Raw genomic sequence first — 13,426 nt, 5'->3', positions numbered from 1 at the left:
GGCATGCTTTACAATCAATTCCTTTGTTGACGCTTTCCGCACCATGTCAGACGAATCACTCCCACCTCATCCACGACCGCAATCCCTAGCAGATTTGTTTATTTCTTTTACCCTGTTAGCGTTACAGGGTTTTGGCGGTGTGCTGGCAATCGTCCAACGGGAGCTGGTCGAAAAAAAACGCTGGCTGACGCCTGAAGAATTTGTCGAAGACTGGGCGGTGGCGCAAATTATGCCGGGTCCTAATGTGATGAACCTATCGATGATGGTGGGCAATCGTTATTTTGGCCTGCCAGGTGCCTTAACTGCGTTAGCGGGTATGATTACCGTTCCACTCATGATCGTTTTACTGCTCGCGCTGACATATTCACAGTTTGCAGACCATCCCGGCGTCGCTGGTGCATTGCGTGGGATGAGTGCAGTCACGTCAGGAATGATCTTTGCCTCGGGTCTGAAACTGATTCCCGCGCTCAACAATCATCCCCTGAGCCGTGCGTTAGCATTGATATTGAGTGTCGTCTGTTTTGTTTGTATAGGATTGTTTCGTATCCCCTTGCTGTATGTGTTGCTCGGTTTAGGTGCGTTGTCCTGGCGTCTGGTTTTTAATAAGCTGGAGAAATAATGCCGGTTCCTGCCCACCTGTTATCAATACACATGCAATGGTCTGACTGGTTACATCTATGGTTGCATTTTTTAATGTTGTCATTGCTCTCCATCGGCGGAGCTGTTTCAACGTTACCCGATATGCATCGCTATCTGGTGGGTCAACAACATTGGCTTAACGATACGCAATTTAATTCATCGATTGCGATTGCTCAGGCAGCACCAGGGCCTAACGTTTTATTTATTGCCTTAATGGGATGGAATGTTGGCCTCAATGCTGGCAGTATGTGGATCGGTCTATTGGGTGTATTGGTTACCATGAGCGGTATTTTACTACCGAGCGCAACACTCACATTCTTGGCCGCACGCTGGGGTCACGCCAACCGCGAGTTACGCATCGTTCGTAGTTTTAAACTGGGCATGGCACCGATCGTAGTCGGTCTGCTCCTCTCCACGGGCTGGATTATGAGTAGCTCACATGACGTACCGACAAAAGACTGGCCCATCTGGATGCTGTCAGCTTTCTGTGCTCTGGTGGTCTGGCGCACACGCCTGCACTTGCTGTGGCTATTGGCATTGGGCGCAATACTGGGCTGGTTCGGGCTGGTGTAATTGATTTGTGCCGCTATGCAGTGACGGCACCCGCAGAGCAAAGTCTGCGGAGCGTTTCCTCAGACAAAGCCTAGGTTCCGGCTACTCACATTGTAATTCCCGAGATTCGGTAACAGCGTTAACAAATCACTGTCAGAAACACCAAGCCAGTTACCCAAGGTTGCCGCATATTGGTCAACCGATGTGGTTGGTAACAAACGTCCCTGCCCCACGTCATCAGGACCGTTCGACGCGATGATCGGTGGCGTGCCATAAAAGCGCTGACCGTTCACCGCGCCACCCATGACAAAATGCATACTACCCCAGCCATGGTCGGACCCATCATTATTACCACTGAGTGTGCGTCCAAAATCAGACGCTGTAAAACTCGTTACATTATTTGCTACACCCAACTCAACCGTCGCATTATAAAAAGCAGACATCGCCTCTGCTAAACCTGACATAAGCTTAGGATGAATCGTCACCAGACCATCGTGTGTATCAAAACCATTCATCGATACAAAAAATACCTGACGCTTTGCCCCCGTTGTAGCGGCAATAGAAATCATACGTGCGACCATTTTTAGCTGATCACCTAGATTATTTTGAGTTGGAAATACTGTTTTCAATGCTGGGGCACTCGCCAACGCACTCGACAGGACCGTGTTGGCGTTGATTGCACGCGTATTAATGCGGGTGTATTCGTTTTCCATCAAATGCGTGCGGCTCTGTGTCATCAATACTTGCAACGCACTTGAGCACGCCGTCGAACCAAACAGGGGTGTTTTAAGACCATTCAGCGGCACTGAACCCGTTGTAGAAATCTGGTACTGCACCGCAGTATTTCCCGACAGGTACACCGCATTACCAGAGACATTGATACACGTAAAAGTAGAATTGGTATTGGATGATTGAAACAAGTCCCCCATCTTTCCACCCCAGCCTGACTTAGCGCCCTCCGCGGAGGATGATTGCCAGACCGATTGTTGGTCATTATGGGAAAATAATTTAGGCGGTAAAGGAACGGACTTATTTGTATATTGTAATTTTGTCGTTGGCTGTAGGAGCGTACCTACGTTCAATATCACGGCCATCTTGCCAGCGTTAAAAATCGGCATTAACGGGGCTAACGCTGGCGCCAGTGCATATTGATGACTAAAGCCTGCACGATCAACCGGTGTATTGAGTGCGGTCAGTACTGTACCCGTCAACACATTCTGTGCATAACCAAGGCTGGGACGTAAATTGAAGTAAGCGTTATAGCCGGTAGGATCGTAGGGGATGACCGTATTGGCATAATCATTACCACCGTATAAAAAGATGCATACCGTCGCCTTGTAGTCGGTTGCATTCGCCGCTGACGCTTCTGATAGCGCGGCAAGATTCAGTGCCCAAGGCGTAGCGACACCGGCAACCGATAACGAGGATGCGCGCTGTAAAAATGCGCGACGTGATGCATTCATCGTTGGCTTCATTGTTGGCTTATTGGACATGATGGCATCCTTATTTCTGTACGATGTATTCTGGCGCGGCAAAGACCAATGTCAGTGCAGCATAAATCCGGTTTGCTGCAGCAACATCAGTACCATTTGGCATACTACTGATCGCTGTTGCCAAAGCCGTGATGGTGGCGTCACTCAATTGGCCAGCCGCAACGACCGTATTGATTTCAGCCAGCAACGCCGTTGGTGTCGCTGCTAGTGGTGTGAGTGTGCTGTAGTCAGGTACGATGTCCGTGTTACCTTTACTTATCATTCTTTGCATAAAATTCACATAGCCAACAACCGTTGATTCATTGGTGATCTGAAATTCTGGCGCAACGAGTGAAGCATTGGCAATCGAGGTGTTCGGTGGCACATAGCCTGGCCGGAAAAAATTAAATACAGAACCAGAACGCAGTGGACTCTGACCGAGTCTGGTGGCAGGATCGCTGGTGTTCCCTACATTCCATAAATTACTCGTTGAAGCCACATTGTAAGCACGTGCCCAACTCAGGAAGCGATTAATCGGTTCACGTAATTTACCACATTGGGGATTCGTCAGAGTCGTGCTATTGCGTGCCTCATCGTCTAGGAGCAAGGCCTTCACGACCGCGGCAAGATTTCCTCGGACACCATTGCCATCGTTAGAAAAAACGGCGGCAATACGCTGTACGTAAGCCGGTGATGGATTGCTAGTGACCATCCGCTGGATGAGTTGGCGGCTAATAAATGGCGCTACATTGGGATGAGCAAAAATAATATCGAGCGCTGCCGACAAACTATGGGCACCATCCAGCCCTGCTGGTACCGTGCTACCCAAAAAAGTCGAGGCACCAGTTTCATGGCGGCTGGCAACCTGCGTCAATGGCCTTTGATGAAAATCTGGCGTCGTGGTATTGCTGGTCGATAGATCGAAGTTCCATCCGGTGAATATCCGCGCAAGACCAGTAATATCATTGAGCGTGTACGTTTCTTGATTCGCGCCATTGACCGTCACAGGTGTACCATCAGGGTTCAAGGTCAGCAACCCAACCGTAAATAACTGCATGAGCTCACGCGCATAATTCTCGTCGGGAAGAGAATCGATTTTGGGATTCGCTTTGGTACTGCCGACATAAGTCAGGTATTGACCCATTGCTGTCGTCATAGTGACTGCCTGCAATAACGTACGATAGTTGCCAAACGCATTTGCTTCCAGAACGTCAAGATAGTTCGCCGCAGCAAACGCTTGCCATCCTGAACCTGTTAAACCATCAATACCGACTACGATGATTTCCGCCAGAGCATGGGTGACCCGCTGACGCAAGGTATCTGGCGAGGTGATGAGTTTGTACCAGGCGACGGAATCAAAGCCATTTTGAGTAAAAATATTTGCTGCAGCATCAAAACTATTCGCCTTAAGCCAACTCCAACGCGTCGTGGATTGCGGCATCGCAATCTGCGCATCAATCCAAGCTGCATAACCTGATGACTGCACCTTCGCCATTTCTGCGCGGGTAGCGCCAACAGACGCTTGCGCCAAGAATCTAGAGGCCTGTGCATCAGTGATCGGTGCAACCGGAGCGGAGGTAGCGTTTCCAGTCGACAAGCCCGAACTGGCACCGCCGCCGCAAGCTGCTAATAACAGACCGCTGCTGGCACCAAGTCCCATCAGCGCGGTGGTATTTATTTGGGACAGAGAGGGATCAGTATCCGGTCTTTCTAATACCTGCGCTGTCGCTTCTTGCATGTTTTGCATGATCTACTCCGTTTGACACCGTACTATGACGTTGAATGGGTAGTAGAGTAGTGGATAGCATGGCTATTGCCTAAAGGAATTTGTTGTTTCAAAAGTTACAAATTGCACGTCCGATCAACCAATGTCAGCATTTTCATAGTGAAAAAATGAGAATCAATTGACGTCGCGTGTAATCAATTGTTACAAATTACGGAGGAATGATGGGCAATATTCCGTGTTTATGTAAATTTCTTATCAAGCTTTGTTACAGACTCCTCTAAAGATTGAGGTATCCTTGGCAGCTCAAAATCCTGACAGACCGAAACATCATCCATGAAGTTGAGTATAGAAGCACCTGAAAACGACAATGCCGAACCTGGTGAGGTTCACCTGCATCTGAGATTTCGTCCTGCCAACTTTATCGGAATTGCGATCGTTTTAATTATTCACGGTTTGCTGCTGTATTTTTTACTGCACATGCAAATAGAAAAGAAGAAAAAACAAGGTGATAACGCAGGATCACAAGCGCCAATAGTGCTTATTCTGGATAAAGCAGTGATCGCTAAAATGGCAGCACCAGCACCAAAAAAATCTACACCTAAGCCACCGGTTGTGCCACACACCAAAAAAGCAATAACGCCACCGACACCCACCGCGCCAGTAGAGATGGCCCAAGTCACCGTAAAGCAGCCTGCGCCTATCGTCGAAGCACCGCCACAACAGGATATGATGAGTATGCTTAATGCAGCGCGTGAGCGCCGGCGTGCACAACAAGAGGCGGCAAATCCGGACGAGCAGGCAGCAAACCAGTCCAGCCACGGCATGAGTCCACAAGAGGTCGCAGAAGCGAACGTCCGTCACAGTATGCAACAAGCAGCGGGCCGTGAAGGCACCAATGGCGTGTTCCAGATCATCAGTATGAGTACCCGCATTGGTATGTTCTCTTTCCGCGGTTGGAAACCAACTTCTGGTAATAGCTGGAAACAAACTATTGAGGTCGATGCAGGACTGGGAGGCAATTTACAGCTAGCGATGGTGCGCAAAATGATCGACTTGATTCGTAGTCACTATTCGGGTGATTTCAGCTGGGAGTCACGTCGCCTCGGACGGGTGGTAACACTCTCCGCCCGTCCACAGGACAGCGAACAACTAGAAGCATTTCTGATCAAAGAGTTTTTTGGCTAGGCTGGTACGATCAATAACAGACACCTTTAATGAGGGCCTGTATCGTAGCAAGGCATAAAATAAACATCTGTTATGGTGCCAACTATGCTTAACTGTATCTTTGCCAGCCACGCCATACCGCGGATGATTTGCTTATGCAAGCACCTACCCTCTACCGCCAAATTGCGGAACATTATCTTAGCGCCATTCGACATGGCACCTTGGCCATCGGCGACCGCATGCCCTCGGTACGAAAACTCATGCAATTACATGAGGTTAGCCTGTCAACCGCTTTACAGATGTGTCGCTACCTGGAAGCGGAAGGATGGCTAGAGGCTAGGCCGCGCTCAGGTTATTTTGTCAGACAACCTCGACGGGTGCGTCTGGCACCTGCCTTGGAACCAAAACCATCGACAGGCATTGATCCGGCGCAGTTTGTGGGTATTCATGAGCGGGTATCGGGCATCATTGCGCAGGGTCAACGGCAAGTCAAAATCAATCTGGCGCGTGCCACCGGAGCACCGGATTTGTATCCCCACAAACAACTACGCCATTTGGCGACACAGTTGCTGCGCCAGCATCCGTTACTACTGACGAAGGCGATTTCCCCCGGTGGTAATCGTGAGCTAAAAGCAGCGCTGGCAAAACGAGCACTAGACGTTGGCATGAGTATCGCTGCTGACGACGTGATCGTCACCAATGGCTGTATCGAAGCATTAAATCTGGCCTTGCGCGCAGTTGCCCATGCGGGTGATGTGATTGCGGTTGAATCTCCGACCTTTTACGGTTTGTTACAGGTCCTTGAAAGTCTGGGAATGAAGGCGCTGGAAATTCCCACCAGCCCCAGCACAGGGATCTCGCTAGAAGCGCTGGAATTAGCGATGCAAACCTATGACAACATCAAAGCCGTCGTGGTGGTACCGCATTTACAAAATCCACTTGGCAGCATGATGCCAGATACCCATAAACAAAAACTAGTCGCCTTATGCGAAGCGAAGAACATCCCGTTGATCGAAGATGATTCATACAGCGCCCTGACCAATGCAGACAAGATCCCGACGGCAGCCAAACATTGGGACCGCACTGGCAATGTGATTTACTGCGCCTCGCTGCATAAAATTTTGGCACCGGGCTTACGTTTGGGCTGGATGTTAGGCGGTCGCTGGCATGCACGTATCAGTATGTTCAAGTATGCGCAAACCCGCTACAACGAAGAATTAACGCAGTTGATTGCAGCCAATTTTTTACAGTCTAGCGCGTACGATCGTCACTTACGGAAATTACGCACAACGCTGACAGAGCAACGCGAAAAAATGGCGGAAGGTATCGCCACCTACTTTCCGGAAGGTACGCGCTTAACCATCCCTGACGGTGGTGTCTCAGTCTGGGTAGAAATGCCATCCCAAGTCTCATCACGCGCTGTTTTCGATGCGGCACTACGGCAAGATATTCTGGTCTCTCCGGGTTTGCTGTATTCCAATTCAAACCGCTTCGATCATTTCTTGCGACTCAATTGTGGTACGCATTATTCGCACGAGTTAGAGGATGCGCTACGTATTCTCGGGCGGATCGTTGACGACTTGGCGCGTATCAGAAAAAACGTCGCTGCATAAAAAACGATATCAAGTAATAAAAAACTCCCGCAATCACCGAAGTGATGCGGGAGTTTTCAATAAATTGCTTTACATATTATTTAAACTTATATTGCAGGCTCAGTTTAAACATACGACCTTGGCCATCTTGCAGACTGGTTGGGATTGCGCCGCCAATACCAAATGCGCGGATGTCCGTCGCTGCTAACTGGTTAAATACGTTCATTACGTTCGCAGTGATGACCGTATTTTTAAAACCGTTATAAACAAAGAAATAATCAACGGTTTGTTGCGAAGCGACATAGCATGCATTCACTTTATTGGTTTTACATGTCGACGCGTTCCATGTTGCGTCGTACTTGCCTAATTGCAGCGCATAGCCGTCGTTATAGTTCAGACGGAAACCATTTGTAAAGTTACCTGTCTCCAAGGAGACAGTCGCATTAGCAGTCACATGAGAGTAACCGTATTGACCGGCCAGATTCTCAGTAATGTCACTGATGTTCGAGTCTTTGTAACTAAACAGGTAAGTGCCATCCAATGCAAAACGCAGCGTACCCAGTTTGTCGAATTTAGTTTTACCTTTCAACCCAACATCAAGACCACTAGTAATTTGCTCGGTCATGTTTTCCATCAACTGCGTCACATTTTGCAACGGACCGTCTGCCACACCGTAAGTTGTGACTTCTGCCGATGTAAATGTAGGATCTGTTGCTGGATTCAGTTTTGCACGATTGACTGACGTCCCAGTTGGCAGAGGTCCACCGTTCAATACTTGGGAAATCGATGGAATACCAATGGTGCCTTTACGATCAATATGCCAGTAGTCGAAAGACGCAGTGTAGTTTTTAACTGGCTCGATAACGATACCAACAGAGATCGTCTGTGACTTCTCCGGTTGTAACGCTGGGTTATTCAACGTTTTAATCGCTAAACCAAAATTACATTCTTGGCTATACACTGCCTCTGCGCGCGCATACAAAAGTGCTACCTGCGGGTCACTCGGACTTAACGCATTTGCCTTGTTGATTAAATCATTTTGCAGATTAGTCGCTTGTTGGCAACGTAAAGGATCTGTTGTACCACCTTGATAGGCGTACTTCGTCGACTGCGCACTTTCAACCATGTTTGGTGCACGGAAGCCATTCTCTATTGTACCGCGCAACAAAATAGAATCAGTTGGTGTGTAACGGAAAGCCAGACGTGGTGAAAAATGCGCTGATAACTCTGGATATTTATCAACTCGGGCAGCGGCTGAAATTTCAAACTTTTTAAATACCGGAATATTGAACTCTGTAAACAACGAGCTCGTGTTACGTGATGCGTCGGACGAGCTTGCACCGTAACCCACAATGTCACCATTCAATAAATTGGACGATGGTGTGTTGGAATAGCTTTCGTGGCGGATTTCACCACCGAACGCAAACCCTAAATCACCAGCAGGAAGTTTAGCTAACGTGCCACTCACTTTGGCATCAACAAACGCTTGCGAATCTTTACCTTCGTAGCCAAATGCTGGGAACAAGGTATTCAACACCGCGGCGCCATTGACTTTACCTGGATGGTAACCGTTAGGTTGATTAAAGAAGTTTGGATCCGTTGCGGTGTACGCCAGATTTGCAGAACTTGTATTAGCGACATACTTTGTGTAGTCGCCGATTGTTGAAATGAAGCCAGAACTACTAAATGCTCCACGCTGTGTTGTGCTGGTTTTTGACCCCATCACGCCAGCAGCAGTTTCCCAATCAAAGTCCTTAAATGTACCGCGCAAGCCGCCAATCGCGCGATACTCTGTACTATCTACATTCTGAAACGTCGGCGCATCAACAAACCGATAACGCAGCGCAGCGCCTGCCTCACCGGCTGAGTTCAGCGGGTTAGTGGCGGGCAATCCAAGATAATTAAATGTCAGGGGCTGACCTGTCGTTGGATTTCCCCAGCCAACAGTACCCAGACCATCACCATAGTAAGTGAATGCACTGATGTATTTAGTGGTGATTTTTGAATACAGCACTTCGCCAAAGGCCTGTGTTCCACCGCCAAGATCTAAGGTGCCTGAACCATAGAAGTTCGCACGTTGCGATTCTGGAACTGCTTGGAAACGTTCGTATTTGTTGTATTTACATGCGCCGCCCTGAATCAGACTAGGCGCGCAACCAGGGACTGGAGTAACTGTGGAGTCGACGATATTACCTGGGTAAGAATAGGTCGAATATTTACCAAAATTTGGAGAGTATTTGAGCAAATCTGGATTGGTATATTGCAACAAATTCGTCCACATTGTGCTGTCGCGCTTGTAGAAATCAGCATTAAGCAATACGTTGTAGCCATCTTTGTCGTAGTCACCGAATCCGCCGGTGATCGATGCTTTGGACGTTCCAAACGCACCACCGTGCGACGATTGCGTACGATCTGCAGTGACGTCAAGACCTTGGTAATTTGTTTTGGTGATAATGTTAATAACACCTGCCACCGCATCAGAACCATAAATCGCTGAAGCACCTGTTTTCAATACTTCAATACGTTCGATTGCATCCAATGGAATCGCATCAACGTTAGAAAACACATTGGTATAGTCAGCTAACGCATAGACTGGGAGGCGACGACCGTTGAGCAAGACCAGCGTTGATTGCTCACCTAAGTTACGCAGCCCAACACTTGTTCCGCCCGGCGCGAAGCTATTACTTCCACCAATATCGCTCAAATTACTGCCATTGGTCGACGCAGCAGAGAGACTACCAATTAAATCAGCAACATTGGTGACACCTTGACGCATGATGTCTTCACGCTTAATCACTTGCACAGGTGATGTCGACTCGGCATCAACAGATTTGATGTTGGAACCAGTGATCACCACGCGTTCAACTTTGTCTGTATTTGGCGCGGTTTGTTCTTGCGCTTGTGCAGCCATAAGGGTACCAGTTGCGAAGACCGCTAACGCGACGCGTACCGCATTAACCCCAATTTTCTCTCTGAATTCCATACCCACTCCCAGTTATTTAATTAATTTTCTTTTTTTCCCTGTCGTATAGGGGCACATGAAAATCTGTTGGATCTACACAATAAAATGCACTCAACGTTTTCAATTAATTTTTTCTGATGAAAATTTTTTCCCTATTTGCTCTGATTATTAAATAATTTGTTACGTCCGTGTTGCAACCTGTCGCGTCCCATACAACACTTTGGTTTCTAAGGGTTAAAATGAAGAGAACGTTTGGAGTTACCTCTTTTTTACAAAATATTTTTTGAAATAAATGATATAAAGCCAATTTTCAACGGAGCTATATAAAAGCAATTTCTTTGAAAATCTGATAAATGTAACTAAAAAACGTTTTAATTAGCAAAATACCTATATTTAGTTGTCTTTAAACTATTTAAGTTATTAGCTTATAGAAAATGGTTCTGCTTGCAGCATTCGTGTTTACCTGCAATCGGTGTGGAAAGCCACAATAGCCGCTGAGTGCTTAATTTTTGATAATGGGTTTTGATAGACAATGTTAACAATACGTTGAGATAACGTATCAGCCGACGGAACATGAGTCCGCAACGGCGTTGCCTGTTTTGATCAAGGCAACACCTTCCTTTATAACGGAGACACAATATGCAGCAACAACCGATCTACAAATCCCTGTATTTTCAGGTGATTGTCGCCATTCTTTTAGGCGTCATGCTTGGACATTTTTATCCCCAATCTGGCGCCGCCATGAAACCGCTCGGTGATGGATTCATCAAGCTAATCAAAATGATGATCGCGCCGATCATTTTTTGTACGGTCGTCATCGGCATCGCCGGCATGGAAGACATGAAAAAGGTTGGTAAAACAGGCGGTATGGCATTGTTGTACTTTGAAATTGTCAGCACCTTGGCACTGATCGTTGGCTTATTTATGGTCAACATTCTGCAACCAGGTGCAGGGATGCATATTGATATACATACCCTCGATACCAAAGGAATCGCCGCTTATACTGAACCAGGCAAAATGCAAACGACTGTCGATTTCTTGATGGCGATCATTCCTTCGACTCTTGTTGATGCGTTTGCCAAAGGCGAAATTTTGCAGGTGTTGCTCATTGCGGTGTTCTTTGGCTTTGCATTACATCGCTTTGGTGGTCGTGGCACGCTGGTATTTGATTTCATCGAAAAAATCTCCCAGGTCCTGTTTGCGATCGTTGGCTACATCATGAAAGTGGCACCAATCGGTGCATTCGGTGCGATGGCGTTCACGATCGGTAAATTCGGAGTTAAATCTTTGCTGTCGCTGGGTTACCTAATGGGGACGTTTTACGGTACTTGCCTCGTGTTCATCTTCGTCATCCTTGGTCTGATTGCGCGTATCCACGGTTTTAGTATCTGGAAATTCGTTAAATATATCAAAGAAGAGTTGCTGATTGTCCTCGGCACGTCGTCTTCCGAATCCGCATTACCAGGGATTATCGGCAAGTTAGAAAAACTTGGCGTTAAAAAATCCGTCGTTGGTCTGGTGATTCCTACGGGCTATTCGTTCAATCTGGATGGCACATCGATCTATCTGACCATGGCAGCCGTCTTCATTGCGCAAGCGACCGATACGCCAATGACGCTGGTTCAGCAATTGACCTTGTTAGCCGTCTTGTTGCTGACTTCCAAAGGAGCAGCAGGCGTGACAGGTAGTGGTTTTATCGTTCTGGCAGCAACGCTGTCCGCAGCGAGTGATGTTCCAGTAGCGGGTCTGGCGTTAATCCTCGGTATCGATCGTTTTATGTCCGAAGCGCGTGCCTTAACGAATCTGATCGGTAACGGCGTAGCAACGGTGGTTGTGGGCAGATGGGGTAATGACGTTGACATGGATCGCCTCACGAAGGTCTTAGACAACAAGCCAGTCGCGGAAATGACACAACAGGATGAACATGAAGCAATGATCTCAACTGCAAAGCATTTGTGATTATTATCAGATAACAGATCAACTGAGTCAGACAAAAAAATAGCGAACCGTCGGTTCGCTATTTTTTTTGCAGTAACATTGGCATTACCGTTTTACTGGGTTTTTTTTACTTTCCGCATATGAAGGTAAGCCATAATTAATGCTAACAACTGCACGGAAGCTGCCATAAAAAATGGCGCACCCAGCAATAGACTTCCGCGCGGGGCATGACTTACCTGGGCTAACAGGGTTGTTCCAGCAAGTGTCGCAGCAACGCTCATAATGCTTGCCAGTGCACTCAATGAACCCATCGCAACGCCCTGAGAACGCGCATCCACGGCCCGTGAGAAGTATGCCTGCAACGCGGGTCCCGCCGCAAAGGCGAGTATATTGCACAGAATCAGGACATACATCATCCACCCCTGAGTGACCAGACCATATAAGGTCAGCGCTGTACATGAAGAAATCAGTCCAAACAGAATCGCGTTCGCATCACCGACGCGTTTAATGTAACGCCCCAAAAATACCCCTTGCATGACCACGCTGGAGATACCCACCATAAATAACGAAAGACCGTTTTGCATGGGTGTCCAGCCAAAGCGCAACTCCGTGGATAACACCCACGTGGTCTGAAGGGTAAATTGGGCAAACATGGTCAACCCGTACACCCATACCAGCGAACCCACGCCACGCAAATGTGCCAGCCCGCTCAGACCGGCAAACGGGTTCGCTGATGTCATGGAGAATGGCTTACGGTTAGACAGTGGCAAAGACTCCGGCAAAGAGAAATAGCCATACACAACATTTGACAAAGATACGATGGCGGCCAGGTAAAACGGATAATGGATATTCGCCTCACCAAGCAATCCACCCGTGACTGGGCCACAGATGAAACCCAACCCAAACATCGCGCCGATCTTACCCAAGGCTTTGCTGCGATTTTCCGGTGAAGAAACGTCGGCAATATACGCATTAGCGACCGACAAATTCCCTGCGGTTACGCCACCTAATGCACGTATGATAAGAAGCCAGTAAATGCTGGTCGCTTGTGTAAGCAATAAAAAGTTCAACCCCAGCCCAAAAACACATGTCAGCAATACTGGACGACGCCCATACCGATCACTGAGTGCACCAATGACTGGCGCAAAGAAAAACTGCATCACACCGTAGATAGCAACGATAGCGCCATACCACTGCGCCTGCGCATCGGCTTGTTGCGTAAAACTACCGACCAAGCGTGGCAATACCGGGATAATCAATCCAATCCCCAGAATATCGAGAAATACCGTAATCAGTACAAACCGTACATTCGTTGAAAACGTCGTTGTGGTCGGTCCAGCAGTACTGGTAGAAAGATCAGGTGAAGTCATCCTTGCAAGCT

The 13,426-nt window shown here is 47.8% G+C and carries 9 protein-coding genes; 5 read left to right on the top strand and 4 right to left on the bottom strand.

Annotation, left to right across the window (positions count from 1 at the left end; translation table 11 throughout):
• Positions 1-43 precede the first annotated feature (43 nt).
• Positions 44-619: a chromate transporter gene (locus tag ACO0KV_RS09015; protein WP_423041993.1), complete on the top strand. Its 576-nt coding sequence runs from the start codon at positions 44-46 to the stop codon at positions 617-619.
• Positions 619-1,212 carry a chromate transporter gene (locus ACO0KV_RS09010; RefSeq protein ID WP_423041991.1) on the top strand — a complete coding sequence of 198 codons (594 nt, stop codon included), beginning with the start codon at positions 619-621 and terminating at the stop codon, positions 1,210-1,212. The genes ACO0KV_RS09015 and ACO0KV_RS09010 overlap by 1 nt, the downstream gene beginning before the upstream one ends.
• A gap of 59 nt (positions 1,213-1,271) precedes the next feature.
• On the opposite strand, the gene ACO0KV_RS09005 is transcribed toward ACO0KV_RS09010, so the two are convergent.
• Positions 1,272-2,684: a DUF1501 domain-containing protein gene (locus tag ACO0KV_RS09005; RefSeq protein WP_423041989.1), complete on the bottom strand. Its 1,413-nt coding sequence runs from the start codon at positions 2,682-2,684 to the stop codon at positions 1,272-1,274.
• A gap of 10 nt (positions 2,685-2,694) precedes the next feature.
• Positions 2,695-4,410, bottom strand: a complete 1,716-nt coding sequence (locus tag ACO0KV_RS09000) for a DUF1800 domain-containing protein (RefSeq protein ID WP_423041987.1) — start codon at positions 4,408-4,410, stop codon at positions 2,695-2,697.
• A gap of 312 nt (positions 4,411-4,722) precedes the next feature.
• Between ACO0KV_RS09000 and ACO0KV_RS08995 the strand changes: the two genes are divergently transcribed.
• Together ACO0KV_RS08995 and ACO0KV_RS08990 are read left to right on the top strand one after the other, a co-directional pair.
• Positions 4,723-5,574 (top strand): hypothetical protein, encoded by an 852-nt coding sequence (locus ACO0KV_RS08995; protein WP_423041985.1) that lies wholly within the window; start codon positions 4,723-4,725, stop codon positions 5,572-5,574.
• Positions 5,575-5,708: 134 nt separating this feature from the next.
• Entirely contained in the window at positions 5,709-7,166 is a 1,458-nt protein-coding gene (locus tag ACO0KV_RS08990) for a PLP-dependent aminotransferase family protein (RefSeq protein ID WP_423041983.1), read from the top strand.
• 76 nt (positions 7,167-7,242) lie between these two features.
• Here the strand turns inward: ACO0KV_RS08990 and ACO0KV_RS08985 are convergent, their stop codons facing one another.
• Positions 7,243-10,128 carry a TonB-dependent receptor domain-containing protein gene (locus tag ACO0KV_RS08985; RefSeq protein WP_423041981.1) on the bottom strand — a complete coding sequence of 962 codons (2,886 nt, stop codon included), beginning with the start codon at positions 10,126-10,128 and terminating at the stop codon, positions 7,243-7,245.
• A gap of 618 nt (positions 10,129-10,746) precedes the next feature.
• Between ACO0KV_RS08985 and ACO0KV_RS08980 the strand changes: the two genes are divergently transcribed.
• Positions 10,747-12,066 carry a dicarboxylate/amino acid:cation symporter gene (locus ACO0KV_RS08980; RefSeq protein ID WP_423041979.1) on the top strand — a complete coding sequence of 440 codons (1,320 nt, stop codon included), beginning with the start codon at positions 10,747-10,749 and terminating at the stop codon, positions 12,064-12,066.
• Between the two features lie 92 nt (positions 12,067-12,158).
• On the opposite strand, the gene ACO0KV_RS08975 is transcribed toward ACO0KV_RS08980, so the two are convergent.
• Entirely contained in the window at positions 12,159-13,415 is a 1,257-nt protein-coding gene (locus ACO0KV_RS08975; RefSeq protein ID WP_423041977.1) for a TCR/Tet family MFS transporter, read from the bottom strand.
• Positions 13,416-13,426: the final 11 nt, after the last annotated feature.

It is taken from the genome of Undibacterium sp. RuRC25W (genome assembly GCF_049339825.1).
Lineage (GTDB): Bacteria > Pseudomonadota > Gammaproteobacteria > Burkholderiales > Burkholderiaceae_D > Undibacterium.
This window is presented reverse-complemented; position numbering and strand designations above follow the sequence as displayed.